Below are 18917 nucleotides of genomic sequence, written 5' to 3' on the forward strand. Positions count from 1 at the left end.
GGTAGTGCCGGCCGCTGGCCGGCACTGTCGAACAATTGCGGTGCATGCGGGTTGCCGGCCAGCGGCCGGCACTACCCTGGTGCGGTCAGGCCTTCTTGCGCTCGGCGATGTAGGCCTGGATCTGCTGTTCCAGCACCGGCAGCGGCACCGAGCCCTGCTTGAGCAGGGTGTCGTGGAAGCCCTTGATGTCGAACTTGTCGCCCAGCTCCTTCTCCGCCTGCGCACGCAGGCGCACGATGGCGATCTCGCCCAGCTTGTAGCTCAGCGCCTGGCCCGGCCAGGAAATGTAGCGGTCCACTTCAGTGGTCACTTCATGCTCGCTCAGCGCGGTGTGGTCACGCAGGTAGGCCAGCGCCTGCTCGCGGCTCCAGCCCTTGCTGTGCACGCCGGTGTCGATCACCAGGCGCGCGGCGCGCCACATCTCGTAGGTCAGGCGGCCGAAATCCTCGTACGGGGTTTCGTAGATGCCCATCTCCACGCCCAGCTTCTCGCAGTACAGCGCCCAGCCTTCGCCGTAGGCGGAGATGTAGGCGTTGCGGCGGAACTCGGGCAGGTTCTTCTGTTCGGCGGCGATCGCGCCTTGCAGCGAATGGCCCGGATCGGACTCATGCAGGGTCAGCGCCGGCAGGTTGTACAGCGGGCGCGACGGCAGGTTGTAGGTGTTGAGCCAGTAGGTGCCCATGCCACCGCGGCCGGCGGTCCAGAACGGGGCGATGTCCGGCGGCACCGGCACGATGGTGAAGCGTGCGCGCGGCAGCGTCATGTACTTGCCCAGCTGGCCATCGGCCCGCTTGGAGATCCACGCGGCGCGCGACAGCAGCTCTTGCGGTGTCTTGGCGTAGAACTGCGGATCGGTACGCAGGAAGGTCAGGAACTCGGCGAAGCTGCCCTTGAACTTCACCTGCCTGATGATGTCGTTCATCTCCTTCTGGATGCGTGCGACTTCCTCCAGGCCGATGCGATGGATCTCGTCCGGCGACAGGTCCAGCGTGGTGTACTCGTGGATCTGCTGCCGGTAGTACGCCTTGCCATCGGGCATCGCTTCGGCGGCCAGGGTGGTGCGCGCCTGCGGCACGTACTCGTTGACGAAGAAGGTGCGCAGCTGCTGGAACGCCGGCACCACCTTGCCGCTGATCGCCGCGCGCGCCTGCGCCTGCAGCCTGGTCTGCTCGGCGGCCGGGATGGTGCTGGGCAGTTTCTTGAACGGCGCGTACAGCGGCGATTCGGTCGGGTCCTTCAGCTCGGCGACGGTGGCGATGGACACTTCGCGGCCATCCAGCACCGCGCGCGGCACGCTGAAGCCGCGCTTCAGGCCAGCGCGCATGTTCTCGGTCTGCTGGCCGAAGTAACGCGGCACGTCGTTCAGCCGTGCGATGTAGTTCTGGTAGTCCTGCACGGTCTTCATCTCGCGCCGGGCCATGAAGGACAGGTTGGACCAGAACGAGGAATCGGCGTTGAACGGCATTTCGTAGCCGCGCAGGCGCGTCTCTTCGGCCAGGTTGAACACCTGGTCGTGGTAAATCGCGTAGTTGACCTGGTTGTCCGGCGACAGGGTCTTCGGGTCGATCTTCTTCAGTGCGGCCAGGGTCTCGTCCCACACCTTCAGGCGTGCCTGCTGCGCGGCCGGGCCGACGTCAGGCATGCGGGTGGCGTTGGCCGGAACGTCCTCGTCCTCGCTGGCCTCGCCACCTCCCTGCTGGCGCCACTTCCACTCCTTCTCGTACAGCGCGCGGAAGGCGGCGTCGGCGGGCGATTCGGCGGCCACGCTGGCCGGTGCGGCGGTGGCGGCGGGTGTGGCCACGGCCACGGCGGGGGCGGACAGGGCGAGCAGCAGGGCGACGGCAAGACGGGTTTTCACGAGCACAGGTTCCCGGGAAGGCAGGCCCCGATCATGGCACCGCCCACGGTCCAAGGCATGGGACGAAGGTCCTGCTTGCAGCGCAGGCAGGACCGGGAACCGGCCGCAAGTTGGGCCCCCAGCGCCGGAGGCGCGTGGTAGAGCCGACTGGGTAGAGCCGACTGTTAGTCGGCTGCTCTTCCGCCAGACGCGGCAAAGCCCGCGCTCCGCGCGAAAGTCGACCGACAGTCGACTCTACCCATGGCAGACCGCATCCCGGCGCAGCCTCAGTGGCTGGCCCTGTCGCGCTTCCAGCCGCGGTGCTTGATGTCCAGGTGCAGGCTGTACAGGGCGGTAAACGCCGGGAACAGGTTCTGCAGCACGCCCACCGAGTCCTGCTTGGCCGAGAACAGGAAGTAGCTCAGCGTCATCAGGCTGCCGATCACGCTCATGTACCAGAACAGGCGCGGGATGACGGGCTTGCCGGCGCGCTTGGAGGCGATGAACTGGACCAGCCAGCGGCCGCCGAACATCAGTGCGCCGGTGTAGCCGATCAGCTTCCAGCCGGTCACATGCAGGCCGGTCCAGTACAGCCAGGTCAGGGGCTGATCCAGCCAGTGCAGCTCCAGATCCATCAGCGCTCCTCCACGGCGGTGCGCTTGCTTCGGGTGATCAGCCAGGCCACGCCACGCAGGTCGCGGATGCCGACCAGCGCGCGGCCGAGGTTGTTGTACTTGGACACCCCGGCGGTACGGTGGCGGTGGTTGACCGGCACGCTGGTGGTCTTCCAGCCGGCACGCTGCATCAGCGCCGGCAGGTAGCGGTGCATGTGGTCGAAGTACGGCAGGTCGAGGAACGCGCTGCGTTCGAACAGCTTGATGCCGCAACCGGTATCGGGCGTGTCGTCGCGCAGCATGCGCGCACGGATGGCGTTGGCCCACTTGCTGGCCCAGCGCTTGCTGCCGCTGTCCTGGCGGTTGACGCGCCAGCCGGCGAACAGCTTCACCTGCGCGTCGGCGGCGTCGCGTGCGGCGAGCAGCTTGGGAATATCGGCCGGATCATTCTGGCCATCGCCATCCAGGGTCGCGATCCACGGCGCCCGCGCATGCTTGACACCGGTCCGCACGGCGGTGCTCTGCCCGCTCTGGTTCACGTGGTGCAGCACGCGCAGTTCCGGCGTGGTCGCCTTCAGTCCCTGCAGCACGGCCAGGGTGTCATCGCGCGAGTGATCGTCGATGTAGACGATCTCGAACGGCAGCCGGCCACGCAGCGCAGCGGTGATTTCGGCGACCAGCGGGGCGACATTGTCGCGCTCGTTGAATACCGGGACGACGACGGAAAGCTCGGGTTGGCTCATAAGGCACTCGGCCAAAGGGGGGACAAAGACCGCGCATTCTCCGAAACCGAGGTTATCCGAAGATGAACCCGGCGGCGTGAGGATCCGTCCTCAGGCGCGATCGCCAAAATACTCGCGGCACCACTGCACCACAGGCGGCAGGCCTTGTTCGATCGGGGTCACCGCATCGAAGCCGAAAGCGTCATGCGCGCGCCGGGTATCGGCCATCGTGCGCACCATGTCGCCGGGCTGCATGGGCTTGTAGACCTTCTGCGCAGGGCGGCCGGCGGCCTGCTCGATCACGCTGATGAAGCGCTCCAGCTCGACCGGCGTATGGTTGCCGAGGTTGAACACCCGGTGCGGCACCGGACCGTCGGCCGGATGCGCGAGGGCGCCGAGGATACCGGAGACGATGTCGGAGACATGTGTGAAATCGCGCTGCATGCGGCCTTCGTTGAACACGTCGATCGGCCGACCGGCCAGCACTGCGCGCGAGAACAGCAGCGGTGCCATGTCCGGCCGGCCCCACGGGCCATACACGGTGAAGAAGCGCAGCCCGGTGGCATGCAGGCCGTACAGCTGCGCGTAGGTGTAGGCCATCAGCTCGTTGGCCGCCTTGGTCGCCGCGTACAGCGAGCGCGGCTGGTCCACGCGCTGGTCTTCGGAAAACGGCGGCGTGGCCGAATCGCCGTAGACCGAACTGCTGGAGGCATACACCAGGTGCTGCACGCCACGGTGGCGGCACAGCTCGAGCATGTTGACGAAGCCGACCAGATTGCTGTCGACGTAGGCATGCGGGTTTTCCAGCGAATAGCGCACGCCGGCCTGCGCGGCCAGGTGGATCACCGCGGTCGGCTTCACCTCGTCGAACAGTGCGGCCAGGCCCTGCTGGTCGGTCAGGTCCAGGGTGCGCAGGTCAAGCGCCGGACACAGCGCGGCCACGCGGTCACGCTTGATCTGCGGGTCGTAGTAATCGTTGAAGTTGTCCAGGCCGACCACGGCCTGGCCGGCCTCCAGCAGCGCGCGGGCGGTGTAGGCACCGATGAAGCCGGCAGCGCCGGTGAGCAGGATGGTCATGGCAGGGGCCTGGGAACGAAGTTCAGGCCCCTGATGTTACCGGTCTCAGAACAAACCGAAACGCTTCTTCGCCACGTTGGTGCGGCCGGGCTCGATCAGATCGTTGATCTGTTTCGCATCGAAGCGGTCGAGCAGGGCGTCGGCGCCCTTCTTCAGCTTCAGATCCATCTCTTCGGGGTACAGCGGAACCAGGCTCATGAAGCTGATGGTCCTGCCATCCTCCAGCTCCAGCGTGGCGAAGTCCTCCGGGGCGGTCACCGGCGGCAGCACGATGGCACCGTCGAAACCCACGCCCGGCGCATAGGGCTCGCTGGGATGGCCGTTGGGAATGGTGTGGCCGAAGCCCAGCCAGGTGTCGTACTCGTGCGGCAGCCGCGCCATGCCCTTCAGCAGGCGCACCGGCCAGTAGTTGCGCTCATCCTCGAAGGCGTCCTGGGACATCGGCCAGTCGGCCGGCAGGGTCACCATCAGTTCCATGTAGCGCGGCACGTCCGCATCCACCTCGGCGGGCACGGTCATCGGCAGGTCACTCATGCCGGAGGTGACCAGGCGCAGGTACGGGCAGTGGTCATTGGCCGGCACCACGTGCACGTCGATGTGCACCAGGTCGGAGATGATTTCATGGAAGACACCGGACACCGGACCCAGATGGCGTTCGATGTGGGCACTGATCGCCTCGATGTGCCGTTCTTCGCCGATGGCGAGCACGAAGTCCTTCTCACGGCGGTGTACCAGTATCTGGGTGCCGTCCGGGCTGACGTCCTCGTAGTCGTTGCTCATGTCCTGCTCCCTGGATGAGGCCACGGACCGGAAGGCAGTGCATTCCCTCGGCGCGCGCGGCAGTGCGTTCCCTGTCATTCGCCGGGCGCGGCAGGAACAGGCCGCCCCCCCGACGCGGCGCCGGGCTCAGCCCTGGCGCGTGCGCAGTTTTTCCAGCACGCCGTCCAGGGTGTCCAGGTCGGTGTAGTGGATGATCAGCTTGCCCTTGCCGCCACGGCCGTGGCTGATCGCCACCTTGGCGCCGAGCGCTTCGGACAGCTCGGTTTCCAGCGAGGCAATGTCGGCCTGCTGCACCTTCGGCGTGGCCACCGGACGGCTGCTCGGCACCTTGCCGGCGGCGAAGGCCTGCGCGCGCCGCTCGACCTCACGCACCGACCAGCCTTCGTCGGCCGCTTCCTGGGCCAGCTTGCCGGCCAGTTCGGGGGCCAGGGTCAGCAGCGCGCGGGCGTGGCCCATTTCCAGGCGGCGGGTTTCCAGCAGCAGGCGGATCGCCACCGGCAGTTCCAGCAGGCGCAGCAGGTTGGACACCGCCGCGCGCGAGCGGCCGACGGCCTCGGCGGCCTCGGCATGGGTCAGGGTGAACTCGCTGATCAGGCGCTGCAGCGCTTCGGCTTCTTCCAGCGGGTTGAGGTCTTCGCGCTGGATGTTCTCGATCAGCGCCATCGCGATGACGGTGCGGTCTTCCAGCTCGCGCACCACCACCGGCACTTCGTCCAGGCCGGCCAGCTGCGATGCGCGCCAGCGGCGTTCACCGGCGACGATTTCGTAGTTGCCCGCCGGCAGCTGGCGCACCAGGATCGGCTGGATCACGCCCTGCGACTTGATCGAGTCGGCCAGCTCGGACAGCTTGCCCTCGTCCATCTCGCGGCGCGGCTGGTACTTGCCCGGCTGCAGCTGGCCGACCGGCAACTTGCGCAGCACTTCACCCGGCAGCGGCTCGATCACCGCGGTGGTGGCCTGCACCTGGCTGACCGCGCCTTTCGGGCCCAGCAGCGCATCCAGGCCACGGCCGAGGCCTCGCTTCTTGGCTGCCGGCTTGCTGCTGGTCATCAGACGATCTCCACGGCCTTGCCGGCCTTGTTGCGTTCGTTGTTGCGGCGGATGATCTCGCCGGCCAGGCCCAGGTAGGCCACGCCACCGCGCGAGGCGCGGTCGTAGCCGACGATGCTCTGGCCATGGCTGGGTGCCTCGGCCAGGCGCACGTTGCGCGGCACGATGGTGCGGAACACGCGATCGCCGAAGTGCTCGGTGAGCTCGGCCGACACCGCGTTGGCCAGGTTGTTGCGCACGTCGAACATGGTGCGCAGCACGCCTTCGATCTCCAGCGCCGGATTGAGGTTGGCACGCAGCGCTTCGATGGTTTCCACCAGCGCGCTGAGGCCTTCCAGGGCGTAGTACTCGCACTGCATCGGCACGATCACCGAATCGGCGGCGGCCAGCGCGTTGAGCGTCAGCAGCGACAGCGCCGGCGGGCAGTCGATCAGGATGTAGTCGTACTCGTCGCGGATCGGTGCCAGCGCGCGCTTCAGCCGCTGCTCGCGCTCGCTCTGCGCCATCAGCTGGATCTCGGCGGCGGTCAGGTCGATGTTGCCGGGCAGCAGGTCGTAGCCTTCGGTGGTCTGCACGCGTACATCGGCGGCGCTGGACTCGCCCAGCAGCAGATCGTAGGTGGAGGCGGCCAGCTCACGCTTGTCCACGCCACTGCCCATGGTCGCGTTGCCCTGCGAATCCAGGTCGACCAGCAGCACGCGCTTGGGTGCGTTGGCCAGGGAAGCGGCCAGGTTGACGGCGGTCGTGGTCTTGCCGACGCCACCCTTCTGGTTGGCGATGGCGATGATGCGGGCCATGCGGGTGTGCCTCGTCGACGTGTGCTGGGACCGGTCATTATGCGTACAACCGGCCCCTTGCGGAAATCGTGGATCGCCAACCCGTTGTTGCACAAGGGGCTGGCGGCGGGAATCAGGGGCCTGTAACAGTGACAAGGTGGCGTTCGCCGGCCAGGCCGGGCACGCTCAGCGGGGTCACCTCACGCACCTGCCAGCCGGCCGGCAGGTCCGCGATCTCCTCATGCGGGTAGACGCCCTTCATGGCCAGCAGCACGCCGCCGGGCCGCAGCAGGTGGCCACCGACGCGGACGATGCCGGCCAGGGTGTCCATCGCGCGGGCGGTCAGCTGGTCATAACGGCCGGCCTCGTCCAGCGCCTCGGCGCGCGATTCGGCCACGCGGGCATTGCCCAGGCCGAGCTGGCGCACGGCCTCGCGCATGAAGCGCGCCTTCTTGCCATTGCTCTCGACCAGGGTCACCTGCAGGCCCGGGCAGGCGATGGCCAGCGGGATGCCGGGCAGCCCGGGACCGGTGCCGAGGTCGGCCAGGCTGCCATCGGCCACGAACGGCTGCATCGCCAGCGAGTCGAGCAGGTGGCGGGTGACCATCTCCTGCGGGTCGCGGATGGCGGTGAGGTTGTAGGTGCCGTTCCAGCGGTGCAGCAGGGCCAGGTAGCGCAGCAGCGGCGGCGCCAGCGCGGCATCCAGGCCCATGCTGGCCAGGCCCTGTTCCAGCGTGGCAGCCACGCTGGCGGGAAGTGGGTGTTCGCTCATGCCGGCATTATCGCCGGTTTTGCGCGCTGATTCCCCGCCTCAGTGCGGATACCAGGCCAACGCCGCCCGGAACTGACCGGTGGCCTGCCATTCGTGCAGGTGCCAGCGCGCGGCCTCGCCCAGTTCCGGGTCGCACCAGCGCAGGTGCAGGGCGCCATCGGCCCCCGGCGCCAGCTGCAGGCGGTGCAGGCCGAACGAAATGCCCTGGCCGTGCGCCTTCAGCACCGCTTCCTTGGCGCACCACACGCGGAAGAACCAGTGTTCGCGGTCGGCCTGGTCCAGACTTTCCAGCCAGGCCACCTCCTCGGGGTGGAAGAAGCGCTGCACGATCTCCAGCAGGCGGGCCCGCGGCCGCAGCAGTTCCAGGTCCACCCCCAACCGCACGCCTTCGCCCAGCGCCACCAGCAGCACCTCGCCGCTGTGGCTCCAGCCGGTGCCGTAGTGGGCCAATGCGCCGCTCAGTTCCGGCCGGCCCTTGTCATCGCGGACCAGCGGCAGCGTCTCCGGGTCGGCCCCGAGGGCCTGCGCCAGCACCTGGCGTGCCTGCGGTTCGCCGCGATGGCCGGGCACGTGCGGGCGCCGCCAGACCGTCACCGGACCAAAGCGCCACGGGCCGTCGAGGGTGGCTGGCAGGCTCATGCGCACGCGCCCGTCACACGATTGCACGACGGGTTCACGGCCCTGCGCGTCAACTGGTCACCGTTCCCCACCGGAGGTTCGATCATGGGCATCATCATCTGGCTGATCGTCGGCGGCATCGTAGGCTGGCTGGCCAGCATCATCATGAAGCGCGATGGCCAGCAGGGCATCATCCTCAACATCGTGGTCGGCATCGTCGGCGCGCTGATTTCCGGCTGGCTGTTCGGCGGCGGCATCAACGAGGCGATCACCCTCCGCACGTTCCTGTTCTCGCTGATCGGTGCAGTGATCCTGCTGGCGATCGTCAACCTGTTCACCCGCAAGAGCATACGCTGACGCGGCGGTAGCGCCGGCCGCTGGCCGGCGGGCCTTTCAGAACGGGCCCGGCGATGCCGGGCCCCGTTCGTTCAACCGATCTGCACCCACGCCGGCGCATGGTCGCTCGGGCGTTCCCAGGTGCGCGGCTCGCGGTCGATGCCCGAAGCCACCGCACCGCTCTTCAGCGCATCGGAGACCAGGGTCAGGTCGATGCGCAGGCCCAGGTTGCGGCGGAAGCCCGCCGCACGGTAATCCCACCAGCTGAAGGTGCCCGCCTCGTCGTTGTGCAGGCGGAAGCCATCGTGCAGGCCCAACTGCAGCAGCTTGTTGAGTGCGCCGCGCTCGGCGGTGGAGGTCAGGATGTGGTTGTCGTTCCACACCTCCGGGTCGTGCACATCGCGTGCGTCCGGGGCGATGTTGAAGTCGCCCATCACGATCAGCTTCGGATGCCGCTGCAGTTCTCCGGCGATCCAGGCGTGCACCGCCTCCAGCCAGCGCAGCTTGTAGTCGTACTTGTCGGTGCCGATGTCCTGGCCGTTGACCACATACAGGTTGATCACCCGCAGGTCGCCGAAGGTACCGGCGATGACACGCTTCTGTTCGTCCTCGAAGCCGGGAATGCCGATCTGCACGTCCTGCGCCGGCTCGCGCGACAGCAGCGCCACGCCGTTGTAGGTCTTCTGGCCGGCGAACACGCTGCGGTAGCCCGCGCCGATCAGTGCCGAATCGGGGAACTTGTGGTCCTCCAGCTTGGTTTCCTGGATACCGACGATGTCCGGGCCGAAATCCTTGAGCCACTGCTCCAGGTGCGGCAGGCGGACATTGAGCGAATTGACGTTCCACGAGGCGATTTTCATGGGGCCATTCTACCCGGGCCAGCTTTGGTAGACGCCAACCTGGGTTGGCGCATGGCCGCCCCCGTGCCAACGAAGGTTTGCACCACCGGTAGTGCCGGCCGCTGGCCGGCAACCCCATTAACCGTCGGCAAGACCCCGCAGTTGCCGGCCAGCGGCCGGCACTACCGAAGCAGCAGCTTCAACAACCCCGCAATCTTCGAATACGGCGGCCGCAGCCGGTCGCTGGCCGCCCAGCGCGACTGCCACAGCACCGGCAGCCGCTTGCTCATCGCGTCGAACCCGGCCCGGCCGTGGTACGCGCCCATGCCGCTGGCCCCCACCCCGCCAAACGGCAGGCCATCGGCGGCGAAGTGCAGCAGCGTGTCGTTCACCGTCACCCCGCCGGCCACCACCTGGCCGAGGATGCGCTCCACCGTCGCCGTGTCGTGGCTGAAGGGATACAGCGCCAGCGGCCGGTCGCGGGACAGCACGTCAGCCAGCGCCGCCTCCAGGTCCGGGTAGGCCCGCACCGGCAGGATCGGCCCGAAGATCTCCTCGCGCATCAGGTCCAGGTCGTCCGGCGGGTCCAGCACCACGGTGGGCACCAGCAGACGCTCGCGGTCGGCGCGCGCGTCATCCACCTGCGCCAGCGGAATCACCGGCACCCCGCGCTCGCGCGCCTGTGCCAGGTAGCCCTGCAGGCGCTGGTACTGGCCCTCGTTGATGATGCGTGTGTAGTCGTCGGCATTGCTGAAGTCGCCATAGCGCTCGCGCACCTGCTGCTGCAGCGCCTGCACGAACTCCCGCTGGCGCGCGGTATCGATCAGCACGTAATCCGGCGCGATGCAGGTCTGGCCAGCGTTGAACCATTTGCCGGTGGCCAGCCGCGCAGCGGCTTTTTCAAGTGGGAAGTCGCTGCAAACGATCGCCGGCGACTTGCCGCCCAGTTCCAGCGTGACCGGTACCAGATGTTCGGCGGCGGCGGCCATCACCTTGCGGCCGACCGCCGTCGAACCGGTGAACAGCAGATGGTCCAGCGGCAGCGACGACACCGCCGCGGCCACATCCGCCCCGCCCTGCACCACCGCCACCCGATCGGGCGGGAACACACTGGCCAGCAGATCGGCCAGGAACGCGCTGGTGCGCGGCGTGTGTTCCGAAGGCTTCAGCAGCACATGGTTGCCCGCAGCGATGGCGGTGGCCAAAGGCACCAATGCCAGCGTGACCGGGTAGTTCCAGGGCGAGATCACCCCGACCACGCCCAGCGGCGTCGGCCGCAGCTGCGCGCGCGCCGGCCACAACTTCCATCCCGCCGATGCCCGCTGCGGCTTCGACCAGCGCCGCAGGTGGCGACGCAGGTGGTCGATGGCCGACAGCACGCTCATGCCATCGGCCAGTTTCGATTCAACGTGGGCACGGTGGCCGAAGTCCTCGGCGATGGCCTGGGCCATCTCGTCCAGGCGCGGCTTGAGCGCCTCGCGCAGGCGGCGCAGGTCGGCTTCGCGCTGGTCGAGCATGGGCCGCTGCGACTGCCAGGCGCTGCGCAGGGTGTGCAGGAGAGCAGGGAGGTCGGCTGGGGCGGTGGTGGTCATGGGCCGATTGTAGGGTCGAGCCGTGCTTGGCTCGCATGCCAACCTTCACGCCGTGGCACGGGGTCTCATTCGGACACCTCCCGACGCCTTGCATGCGTTCACCCTCGCATGCAAACCCGTCCATCACTACGTCTTCTGCTGGTCGGTACGTTGTGCCGGGCATGACTGCGGTTCTGGCAACTCAAGCGGAATCTTGATCGGGTACTCGGGGCTGCCGTAGGCGTAACAGGAAGTGGTGACCTGAATCTCATCGCAGGGCAGGAAATGCACGGTGATGCCGCAGACTTTCTGGCCGGTGTAGTCCGGGACGGGGACGACTTTGCTGTGCTTTCTCTTTTGTGCCTCGATTTGTTGCAGCCAGGCGTCGTATTTCGACTCATCTGCAAATCCAGGAAATCCCTTTGAGCCTCCCACCCCGGTTTCCCAATCAACCCGTACCATCATCCCTGGCCGCCACTGATCTGGAACCATGTAACAGCACCCTCCACCGCCGCCTTGATGCGGGCCAATGCTGTCAACGGCCGAACGGCCATCGACACTCAAACGGTTGATCGCCCAATGGGTGTGGTTGACGCCATAGATTGCGCTGGCATCAACAGGTCGGGCGAGCATGAGCAGAGACAGGCCGGCATAGATAGCAAGGACAATGCGATTCAACGAAGGCATGACTGCGGCTCCGGCAATTGCAGCGGGGTCTTGATCGGGTACTCAGGGCTGCCGTAGGCGTAGCAGGAGGTGGTGACCTGAATCTCATCACAGGGCAGGAAATGCACGGTAATGCCGCAGACGTCCTGGCCGGTGTAGTCCGGGACAGCAACAACTTTGTTATGTCTGCGCTTTTGCGCCAGGATTTTCTTCTCCCAAGCCAAAAACTTGGGCCAATCTCCGGTTCCAGGAAAATCTATTGAGCTTCCGGCACCCGTTTCCCAGTCAACCCGCACCGTCAGCCCCGGAGACCAGCGGTCTGGTGCGACGTAACAGCACCCACCACCTCCGCCTTGATATGGACCAATAATGTCAACGGCTGAACGGCCATCGACACTGAACCGGTTGATCGCCCAATGGGTGTGGTTGACGCCATAGATCGCACTCGCATCCACAGCATAAGCAGATAAGAGCAGAGGTGGGCCAGCAAGAAATGCCAGCACCACGCGCTTCAAAACAAACATCACTGAAACTCCACAATGTATAGCCCTCATACTTTGTCCGAGGGAACGAATGCGCTACTCAGGCGCAAACTCCCGCCTCCAGTCACGCAGGGTCTCAACCTCCCGCGCGATCAGCGTCGATTCTGCTGCGGGCGCGTCGGAGAACTGTTCGTCCGACATCGGATTTCTCCACAGGGGGAAATTCCGATCACCTACGAAGAACTGGGGCGTAAAGCAGTAGGGTTCCTCACCCGACTCCGTGGGCTGCTTCACCAACGTCGCAAACACGGCATTCTTCGGCATGCCCGGCTTGGCACCTGAACACCACGGATGCGACGAGGCGATGTCCTGAATCCGCACGCCAGCCCGACGGAACTCCGTGGGACTGAAGACCTTTCCGAGAGAAACGCGATGTACCCGATAGGTGTCGTCTTCCGGCTGTGCCTCGACAAGCCATCCTGAGTTGTCATGCGATGTGCAACTGCAATCGCAGGTCACCAATGTTGCGTTGGGTACGGCGTCGTTCCAGGACAGCCAGACTGTCTCTGTCTTGCATAGCTGTTTGATCACGGGCGATCTTTCCTCGACTCGCAGGCTTCCCTGCCGTGTCGCACCGTCGGCAGCTACATGCGTTTCTGCGCCAGCCGCTGACGCTGAGACAGTGATGATCGCTGCCAGAAGTACCCTGCGCATGTCCCGATCCGATTCGATGAATCACACATGCTATGGGGCGTACGGATGAGCAAGGCGAACTCGGGCTATTTGCGTCAGATATCGGCTGTTTTGGCTATAGATCTTTGCCTACGATGCGGCTGGATACGTCACCCCGTCGATACGGCCATATCCTGGACTGATTGATGTGTAGATTCGTATTTGTTTCATTGCCAAGCCGGCTCACCAGCATCAGGGTAATGACTGTCCAGAACCAGATGTTGGAAAAATGCGAATAGTCTCCGCAGGCGTGGCCGGCTGGCTTCTGATTGCAGGACCTGCCGTCGCAGCAAGTCCACCCATTGATTACGCCCGTGTCGTCAAGGCCAAGACGTCAAGGGTACAGGGACATTGGGCTCGCTATGTGGAGACCTCTGGTTCCCCGTGTTTCGCGATTCAACTTTTCGAATCTGAATCTCTAGACACGCTCATCCGCCAGAAGGAGATTTGTTCGCTTGGGAAGCAGCAGTTCTCGAGTGATTTCGCTTATGTCGGAGTCGAAAACACTGAGTTCAAGCATGACCATGTTCATCTGGAGATCGACTTCACGCTCCTTCGCATGCCCGGCCGCAATGTTCGGGATTGCTCAGTCGCTATACGTCACGGATACATCGGAGATTTGGTGTGCTGATGCACCTTTCACTTCCGCTGATGTTCGGCGCAGCGACTGCCCTGATGAACGAGCCAGTGAAGGCTGCACCACGCCCCATCAACTATTCAAAGGTCACAAATGCAGAATTGGAAAGAGCTGGCGATCTCCTGGTCAGATACGTGCTGACGGCGGACAATCCGTGCCTGACGATCCAGTACCTGAAACCCGGTCATCCAGGCATCTTCCTGCGCGATCGGACGATCTGCTCGCTCGGCGAAGCCAGATTTGATCGCGACTTCGCATTGGTCGACTTCAAGACACTCGATTTCCACGATGACCGTCTGAATGTGGAAGTCGAATTCATTCCCTCACGAAGGGGACGCAAGGCGGTCAGGTGGTGCTCCATCGCCCTGCAGCCTGATTCCATTGGCGATCTGGTGTGCAATCGATGATGGTGGCTCTCGTGATGGCTGCAGTACTGTCTCTGTCTGAAGCGTCGACTGCCCCTCCGCCGCCCAATGGCCATTTCGCGCAGGATACAAAGCGCGAGTATGTCCCGATGGTGGGCGACAGCCTGGCGTCGCTTGTGGGCGAGCTGGACGGTGAGCCTGCCTCTGGCGCCACCATCGATCGGGTGCTGGCTGCTTTGGAGGAGCGACTGAAGCGTACCCCATGCAGGTCAGCGGGTCCTGGCAATACGCAGTCGCAACCACGTGGCATCACCTGCAACGCACCTGATGCAGAGCGCCTCTTTCCCTACTATGCGGCCCTGCGGCGGGCAGAGACACCAGCAGAGCACGACAGTCGAGGCCGTCGCTTTCTGGAAGCCTATGCCACCTTGCTCAGGGATGCTCCGGATGTCGCCCTCACGCGACCAAGCGAGGATGAAGCGGCAGATGACTTGTTACATGTGCTCTTTCCGTTCGAGACCTGGGACAAAAAGCTGAACATCCCGCGCCATCAGGTGCACTTCCCGTTTGTTCCTGTGTGCAACCTCGTTGTCGCTCGCGCTGCGCGCTGCCCGGGAGTCGACCAGCTGCGCAAAGAAATTGGTCGGGCAGGCGATGAGAGTGAACAGCGCTTGTTGTGCATCAAGGAGTTCTCGACGCGGCAGCTGGCGGAGGAAGGTGAATGCCCGGAAGCGACCACCACCAGCCCCTGATGCCCATCACATGCTCCCGCGTGAAAATGATGGTCTCCTGGAGAATGAATTTGCTGAGCTTGATCTTCACTGTGCTCGCAACACTGGCGTCAACAGAGAATGCGAAGGCTGGCAGCGGGAAATGGGTGCACGCTGGCAGCAACATCACACTGCAATACGACGGCGAGGAGAATGGTCGCTACCGGAACCTGTCGGTGATGAAGCAGGGCGAGCTGGTGCGCCGCATAGCACTGAGCAAGCGCTCGTACTCTCTGTTCGAGTACGACCCCGAGCCGGCCACGTCCCCTGACGGTCGGTATGTGCTTGTCACTGACGTGGAATCCGGGGAGGTTGGCTTGACGGATGGGCGCGGTTCTCTGCATGAAAGGCAGTACTGCGGTTTCATCGACACACGAAGCGGTTGCCTGCTTGCGCGTCAGACCGGGCAATTCTGTGGAGGGCAATTCAATGACGCTGGCGCTTGGGTTTCTCCCGCCCTTCCTGACCTGCACCCCTCTGAGGTGCGTCCCACTGCGGAGGACTATGCCTCAGCCCGCCTGAGTCCCTCGGATGCACCCGGTGGTTCCCTCGACAATCTGCTTCGCTGCGACCCACCAGGCCCAGGCAACAGGGACCACTACGGGAAGCTGATCGATGCGGGGATCTTTGACGTCACTCCCTCGCAGAGAAGGGCACTGTACGGCGGGTAGAGCTGACTGTTGATCGACTGCACCAGGCTCTAACTTGCACTGCCTACCGCGATTGGGTCAGAGCCCTTTCGCATGCGAAATGGTTCCGACCCCGGGCGCGATACGGGCTGTGGCTTCGGATGCTTTTCAACCGCGATTTCGACATTGTGCGCTGCCTTTTCGCGTCTGCGGAGTTTTGTGCCGCGCGTTGCGCGGTCGCCGAGCATGGCTCGGCGCTACAGGGTAACGAGAAGGCCGTGGTCTGCACCACGGCCTCTCCTTCATCCGGTGAATATCATTCTTACTTGGTGATATCCACGTTCTTGGTCTCGCGCAGGAACAGGCCGCCGATCACCACCGACATCAGTGCGATCGCAATCGGGTACCACAGGCCGTAGTACAGGTTGCCGGTACCGGCCACCAGCGCGAACGAGATGGCCGGCAGGAAGCCACCGAACCAGCCGTTGCCGATGTGGTACGGCAGCGACATCGAGGTGTAGCGGATGCGGGTCGGGAACAGTTCCACCAGGTAGGCGGCGATCGGGCCGTAGACCATGGTCACGTACAGCACCAGCAGCCACAGCATGAAGATCGTGCCGGCGATGTTGATGCGCGCACCATCAGCCTTGGCCGGGTAGCCGGCGGTGGTCAGCGCGGTCTTCAGTTCCGCACCGAACGCATCGGCCTTGGCCTTGCCTTCTTCCTTGGTCAGGCCGGCGGCCTCATACGAGGTGACGCTGGCGCTGCCCACATTCACCATCGCCAGCGAACCGGCGGCGGCGGGCTGCACGTCGTACGGCACACCGGCCTTGGTCAGCGCAGCGGTGGCCACGTCGCAGGAGCTGGTGAACTTGCGCAGGCCCACCGGATCGAACTGGAACGAGCAGGTGGCCGGATCGGCGACGACCAGCGCCGGCGAGCTGCTGCGGGCTTCTTCGATGGCCGGGTTGGCGAAGTGGGTCAGGCCCTTGAAGATCGGGATGTAGGTGATGGCCGCCAGCAGGCAGCCGGCCAGGATGATCTTCTTGCGGCCGATGCGGTCGGACAGCCAGCCGAAGAAGATGAAGAACGGCGTGCCCAGTGCCAGCGCTGCGGCGATCAGCAGGTAGGAGGTGGTGGCATCGACCTTCAGCATGCTGCTGAGGAAGAACAGCGCGTAGAACTGTCCGCCGTACCAGACCACGGCCTGGCCAGCCGCTGCACCGAGCAGGACCAGCAACATCAGCTTCAGGTTGCCGCCCTTCAGGCTGTCGCGGAACGGGGTCTTGGAGCCCTTGCCTTCAGCCTTCATCTGCTGGAACAGCGGCGATTCGCTCAGCTGCAGCCGGATCCATACCGAAATGCCCAGCAGCAGGATCGACACCAGGAACGGAATGCGCCAGCCCCAGGCCTCGAACGCCTCGTTGCCCAGGGTCATGCGGCAGGCCAGGATGATCAGCAGCGACAGGAACAGGCCCAGCGTGGCGGTGCACTGGATGAAGCTGGTGTACAGGCCGCGCTTGTCGTCCGGTGCGTGCTCGGCCACATAGGTGGCGGCACCGCCGTACTCGCCGCCCATCGCCAGGCCCTGGGCCAGGCGCAGGATGATCAGGATCACCGGTGCGGCAAACCCGATCGAGGCGTAGTTGGGCAGCACGCCGACCAGGAAGGTCGAGATGCCCATGATCAGGATGGTGACCAGGAAGGTGTACTTGCGGCCGATGCGGTCGCCGAGGCTGCCGAAGAAGGCCGCGCCGAACGGACGCACGAAGAAGCCGGCGGCGAACGCCAGCAGGGCGAAGATCATGCCCGTGGTTTCATTGACGCCACTGAAGAACTGCTTGGCGATGATGGCTGCGAGCGAGCCGTACAGGAAGAAGTCATACCACTCGAACACCGTGCCGAGGCTCGATGCGAAGATGACCTTCTTGTGGCCCTTGGTCAGGGTGCCCGCCGCATGGTGCGGGCTTGATGCAGTGCTGGACATGGGACGCTTTCCCTCTGTAGGTGCCGACCGCCGGTCGGCACTCAATCTCGGTAGGTGCCGGTCACTGGACCGGCTCCGCTTTGGGTAGGTGCCGGCCGCTGGCCGGCACGCTCTTAGAAGCTGTACTTCGTAGTGAACTGCAATCGGGTGATGTCACCCTTGTTGCCGTTTTCCACTTCGCGACGGCCATACATCAGCTCGGCGCCGATATCGACCTTGGGCAGCGGCGAATAGAAGATGTTGCCGCGGATGCTCTGCACGCTCTTGGTCACCAGCGGGCCGAGGATGCTGTCGTTGTCGTAGTCGCTGCGCGCGTAGATCAGGTTGGTGCGCAGCTTCGGCGAGAACGCATGCCGCCAGCCGACATAGCCGGCCAGCACGCCGGTCGGGTTGAGCTCGTCGCGGGCCACGTCATAGGCACTGTCGGCAGTAATGCCCAGGCCGATGTAGCGGGCGATGCCTTCGCCACCGGTCAGCTGGTAATGCAGCGAATCGCTGTCACCCATCACCCACTTGCCGCCCAGGGTCAGGCCGCCGGCCACCTTGTCGGCCTTCGCGCCGGTCGCCTGGTTGTCGACCTTCAACTGGCGGACGATGCCGCCGACACCGAAGGTTCCCCAGTCGCCCTTCCAGCCATAGCGCATGGTCAGATCGGGCAGGCTGCCACGATCGGAGTTGGCGCTGGCGTTGGTCCAGGCGCCGGTGACCGGGTTGCGGGTACCGGTGAGGGTGGTGGTTTCCGGGTTCTCCAGCGCGACGCTGAAGCCGCCCTGGGTGTAGCGCACCTGGGCCTGGCGCACGAAGATCACGCCGTCGGTGGGGCCGACGAAGTCGACCGCTTCCGGCAGTGCGGCCGCGTCCATGAAGTTGGACCAGGTCTGGCCGGCCAGCCAGTTGTTCCAGTACATGTAGGCGTGGCGCAGGGTCACGCCATAGGTGTTGGTGGCGGTCTGGTTGCCCAGCGAGTTGCCGAAGAAGTCCATCTCGAAGAACGCACCGGCCTTGTTGCCCGATTCGCTGACGTTGTCGATGCCCAGGTTGAAGCGCGAGAACTTGGCATGGGCGTTGAAATCGGTGCCCGAGCGCTTGCCGCTGCCGCCGGCGCCTTCCACCGGGGTCTGGCCCGGCAGGTACAGCGAACGGCCGGTGGCGTCGTCGGCCAGCTGGCCATCGCTGGTCTGGGTGGCCAGGAAGTCGGCCTTGATGAAGCCGCCGATCTTGACCGTGGTGCCCGGTGCCGCGCCCGGGGTGAGGGTGGTGACCTGGATCGGCTGCTTCCCGGCCGGCACCTGTGCGACCGGTTTCTGCCCGGCCTGCACCGTGCGCACTTCGGTTACCGCCTGCTGGGTCTGGCTGATCTGGGTCTGTTGTTGTTGCTGCGAAGACAGCAGCAGCTGGACCTGGCGTTCCAGTTCGGCAACGCGTGCTTCCAGTGCCTTCTCTTTGGCGGTCTCTGCGAACGCCATGCCCGGTGCGACCAGGGCGACCAGCAGGCAGGCCGCCAAAGGTGTGCGCACGGCTTTCAACGTACGGTGGCTCATGTTGCCCTCTCTCCCAAGTGGCAAGGTGATGCCGCGCGTGGGGCACGGTCGAGCCGAGACTGCGGGGCGATTATGTATAGCGGCTATTCGCCATTGGTCGAACCCGGCCCTGCAAG

Annotated in this window: 20 protein-coding genes; 4 read left to right on the plus strand and 16 right to left on the minus strand. The window is 65.1% G+C overall.

Annotation, left to right across the window (positions count from 1 at the left end):
- Positions 1–85 precede the first annotated feature (85 nt).
- The 9 genes from ACMGRF_RS17980 to ACMGRF_RS18020 all read right to left on the minus strand — a co-directional run bounded on the left by ACMGRF_RS17980 (position 86) and on the right by ACMGRF_RS18020 (position 8267).
- On the minus strand, positions 86–1858 hold the full coding sequence (locus tag ACMGRF_RS17980) for a DUF885 domain-containing protein (RefSeq protein ID WP_049416039.1): 1773 nt from the start codon (positions 1856–1858) through the stop codon (positions 86–88).
- A 266-nt stretch (positions 1859–2124) separates the two neighbouring features.
- Positions 2125–2472, minus strand: coding sequence for a lipid-A-disaccharide synthase N-terminal domain-containing protein (locus ACMGRF_RS17985; RefSeq protein ID WP_049415940.1), 348 nt, complete (start codon positions 2470–2472; stop codon positions 2125–2127).
- On the minus strand, positions 2472–3194 hold the full coding sequence (locus ACMGRF_RS17990; RefSeq protein ID WP_049415938.1) for a glycosyltransferase family 2 protein: 723 nt from the start codon (positions 3192–3194) through the stop codon (positions 2472–2474). Before ACMGRF_RS17990 ends, ACMGRF_RS17985 begins: the two co-directional genes overlap by 1 nt.
- Positions 3195–3284: 90 nt before the next feature.
- Positions 3285–4250, minus strand: a complete 966-nt coding sequence (locus ACMGRF_RS17995) for an NAD-dependent epimerase/dehydratase family protein (protein WP_049415935.1) — start codon at positions 4248–4250, stop codon at positions 3285–3287.
- A gap of 45 nt (positions 4251–4295) precedes the next feature.
- Complete coding sequence (locus tag ACMGRF_RS18000; protein ID WP_049415934.1) at positions 4296–5030, minus strand: suppressor of fused domain protein; 735 nt, start codon at positions 5028–5030, stop codon at positions 4296–4298.
- 126 nt (positions 5031–5156) lie between these two features.
- Positions 5157–6080: a ParB/RepB/Spo0J family partition protein gene (locus tag ACMGRF_RS18005; RefSeq protein WP_049415931.1), complete on the minus strand. Its 924-nt coding sequence runs from the start codon at positions 6078–6080 to the stop codon at positions 5157–5159.
- On the minus strand, positions 6080–6877 hold the full coding sequence (locus ACMGRF_RS18010; RefSeq protein WP_414485450.1) for a ParA family protein: 798 nt from the start codon (positions 6875–6877) through the stop codon (positions 6080–6082). The genes ACMGRF_RS18005 and ACMGRF_RS18010 overlap by 1 nt, the downstream gene beginning before the upstream one ends.
- Positions 6878–6989: 112 nt before the next feature.
- On the minus strand, positions 6990–7628 hold the full coding sequence (rsmG, locus tag ACMGRF_RS18015) for a 16S rRNA (guanine(527)-N(7))-methyltransferase RsmG (RefSeq protein ID WP_005420388.1): 639 nt from the start codon (positions 7626–7628) through the stop codon (positions 6990–6992).
- Positions 7629–7667: 39 nt separating this feature from the next.
- Positions 7668–8267, minus strand: coding sequence for a 4'-phosphopantetheinyl transferase family protein (locus ACMGRF_RS18020; protein WP_049438294.1), 600 nt, complete (start codon positions 8265–8267; stop codon positions 7668–7670).
- An 84-nt stretch (positions 8268–8351) separates the two neighbouring features.
- Here ACMGRF_RS18020 and ACMGRF_RS18025 point away from each other — a divergent pair, with 84 nt between their 5' ends.
- Positions 8352–8603 (plus strand): GlsB/YeaQ/YmgE family stress response membrane protein, encoded by a 252-nt coding sequence (locus ACMGRF_RS18025; protein ID WP_025878785.1) that lies wholly within the window; start codon positions 8352–8354, stop codon positions 8601–8603.
- Between the two features lie 71 nt (positions 8604–8674).
- Here the strand turns inward: ACMGRF_RS18025 and xth are convergent, their stop codons facing one another.
- From xth to ACMGRF_RS18050, 5 genes are all read right to left on the minus strand, one after another.
- Positions 8675–9442: an exodeoxyribonuclease III gene (gene xth, locus ACMGRF_RS18030; RefSeq protein WP_099494915.1), complete on the minus strand. Its 768-nt coding sequence runs from the start codon at positions 9440–9442 to the stop codon at positions 8675–8677.
- A gap of 161 nt (positions 9443–9603) precedes the next feature.
- Positions 9604–11013 carry a coniferyl aldehyde dehydrogenase gene (locus tag ACMGRF_RS18035; protein WP_414485451.1) on the minus strand — a complete coding sequence of 470 codons (1410 nt, stop codon included), beginning with the start codon at positions 11011–11013 and terminating at the stop codon, positions 9604–9606.
- A gap of 126 nt (positions 11014–11139) precedes the next feature.
- A complete protein-coding gene (locus tag ACMGRF_RS18040) occupies positions 11140–11679 on the minus strand; it encodes a DUF3304 domain-containing protein (RefSeq protein ID WP_167692850.1) in 540 nt (179 codons plus the stop codon).
- Positions 11667–12182 carry a DUF3304 domain-containing protein gene (locus tag ACMGRF_RS18045; protein ID WP_099485654.1) on the minus strand — a complete coding sequence of 172 codons (516 nt, stop codon included), beginning with the start codon at positions 12180–12182 and terminating at the stop codon, positions 11667–11669. The genes ACMGRF_RS18040 and ACMGRF_RS18045 overlap by 13 nt, the downstream gene beginning before the upstream one ends.
- 54 nt (positions 12183–12236) lie before the next feature.
- Positions 12237–12854 (minus strand): hypothetical protein, encoded by a 618-nt coding sequence (locus tag ACMGRF_RS18050; RefSeq protein WP_180880097.1) that lies wholly within the window; start codon positions 12852–12854, stop codon positions 12237–12239.
- 642 nt (positions 12855–13496) lie between these two features.
- Between ACMGRF_RS18050 and ACMGRF_RS18055 the strand changes: the two genes are divergently transcribed.
- Genes ACMGRF_RS18055 through ACMGRF_RS18065 form a run of 3 tightly spaced genes read left to right on the plus strand, consistent with a single transcriptional unit; the run spans position 13497 to position 15315 of the window.
- Positions 13497–13916 carry a hypothetical protein gene (locus tag ACMGRF_RS18055; protein WP_180880095.1) on the plus strand — a complete coding sequence of 140 codons (420 nt, stop codon included), beginning with the start codon at positions 13497–13499 and terminating at the stop codon, positions 13914–13916.
- Positions 13917–13930: 14 nt separating this feature from the next.
- Positions 13931–14626 carry a hypothetical protein gene (locus ACMGRF_RS18060; protein ID WP_414485452.1) on the plus strand — a complete coding sequence of 232 codons (696 nt, stop codon included), beginning with the start codon at positions 13931–13933 and terminating at the stop codon, positions 14624–14626.
- Between the two features lie 44 nt (positions 14627–14670).
- Positions 14671–15315: a hypothetical protein gene (locus tag ACMGRF_RS18065; protein WP_262256466.1), complete on the plus strand. Its 645-nt coding sequence runs from the start codon at positions 14671–14673 to the stop codon at positions 15313–15315.
- Between the two features lie 280 nt (positions 15316–15595).
- On the opposite strand, the gene ACMGRF_RS18070 is transcribed toward ACMGRF_RS18065, so the two are convergent.
- Together ACMGRF_RS18070 and ACMGRF_RS18075 are read right to left on the minus strand one after the other, a co-directional pair.
- The gene (locus ACMGRF_RS18070; RefSeq protein WP_262223139.1) at positions 15596–17260 is read right to left on the minus strand and encodes an MFS transporter; all 1665 of its coding nucleotides are present in this window, start codon (positions 17258–17260) and stop codon (positions 15596–15598) included.
- A 113-nt stretch (positions 17261–17373) separates the two neighbouring features.
- On the minus strand, positions 17374–18801 hold the full coding sequence (locus ACMGRF_RS18075) for a DcaP family trimeric outer membrane transporter (RefSeq protein ID WP_049412032.1): 1428 nt from the start codon (positions 18799–18801) through the stop codon (positions 17374–17376).
- Between the last annotated feature and the right edge of the window lie 116 nt (positions 18802–18917).

The organism is Stenotrophomonas sp. EMP41 (assembly GCF_047495535.1).
Taxonomy (GTDB): Bacteria; Pseudomonadota; Gammaproteobacteria; order Xanthomonadales; family Xanthomonadaceae; genus Stenotrophomonas; species Stenotrophomonas sepilia.

Bases quoted from the DNA above. Each gene is read 5' to 3' on its own strand.
- ACMGRF_RS17995 (WP_049415935.1), bottom strand. From the start codon at position 4,250: ATGACCATCCTGCTCACCGGCGCTGCCGGCTTCATCGGTGCCTACACC.
- ACMGRF_RS18025 (WP_025878785.1), top strand. From the start codon at position 8,352: ATGGGCATCATCATCTGGCTGATCGTCGGCGGCATCGTAGGCTGGCTG.
- ACMGRF_RS17985 (WP_049415940.1), bottom strand. From the start codon at position 2,472: ATGGATCTGGAGCTGCACTGGCTGGATCAGCCCCTGACCTGGCTGTAC.
- ACMGRF_RS18045 (WP_099485654.1), bottom strand. From the start codon at position 12,182: ATGTTTGTTTTGAAGCGCGTGGTGCTGGCATTTCTTGCTGGCCCACCT.
- rsmG (WP_005420388.1), bottom strand. From the start codon at position 7,628: ATGAGCGAACACCCACTTCCCGCCAGCGTGGCTGCCACGCTGGAACAG.
- ACMGRF_RS18075 (WP_049412032.1), bottom strand. From the start codon at position 18,801: ATGAGCCACCGTACGTTGAAAGCCGTGCGCACACCTTTGGCGGCCTGC.
- ACMGRF_RS18060 (WP_414485452.1), top strand. From the start codon at position 13,931: ATGGCTGCAGTACTGTCTCTGTCTGAAGCGTCGACTGCCCCTCCGCCG.
- ACMGRF_RS18000 (WP_049415934.1), bottom strand. From the start codon at position 5,030: ATGAGCAACGACTACGAGGACGTCAGCCCGGACGGCACCCAGATACTG.
- ACMGRF_RS18070 (WP_262223139.1), bottom strand. From the start codon at position 17,260: ATGTCCAGCACTGCATCAAGCCCGCACCATGCGGCGGGCACCCTGACC.
- ACMGRF_RS18065 (WP_262256466.1), top strand. From the start codon at position 14,671: ATGAATTTGCTGAGCTTGATCTTCACTGTGCTCGCAACACTGGCGTCA.
- ACMGRF_RS18010 (WP_414485450.1), bottom strand. From the start codon at position 6,877: ATGGCCCGCATCATCGCCATCGCCAACCAGAAGGGTGGCGTCGGCAAG.
- ACMGRF_RS18005 (WP_049415931.1), bottom strand. From the start codon at position 6,080: ATGACCAGCAGCAAGCCGGCAGCCAAGAAGCGAGGCCTCGGCCGTGGC.
- ACMGRF_RS18035 (WP_414485451.1), bottom strand. From the start codon at position 11,013: ATGACCACCACCGCCCCAGCCGACCTCCCTGCTCTCCTGCACACCCTG.
- ACMGRF_RS18050 (WP_180880097.1), bottom strand. From the start codon at position 12,854: ATGCGCAGGGTACTTCTGGCAGCGATCATCACTGTCTCAGCGTCAGCG.
- ACMGRF_RS18040 (WP_167692850.1), bottom strand. From the start codon at position 11,679: ATGCCTTCGTTGAATCGCATTGTCCTTGCTATCTATGCCGGCCTGTCT.
- xth (WP_099494915.1), bottom strand. From the start codon at position 9,442: ATGAAAATCGCCTCGTGGAACGTCAATTCGCTCAATGTCCGCCTGCCG.
- ACMGRF_RS17990 (WP_049415938.1), bottom strand. From the start codon at position 3,194: ATGAGCCAACCCGAGCTTTCCGTCGTCGTCCCGGTATTCAACGAGCGC.
- ACMGRF_RS18020 (WP_049438294.1), bottom strand. From the start codon at position 8,267: ATGAGCCTGCCAGCCACCCTCGACGGCCCGTGGCGCTTTGGTCCGGTG.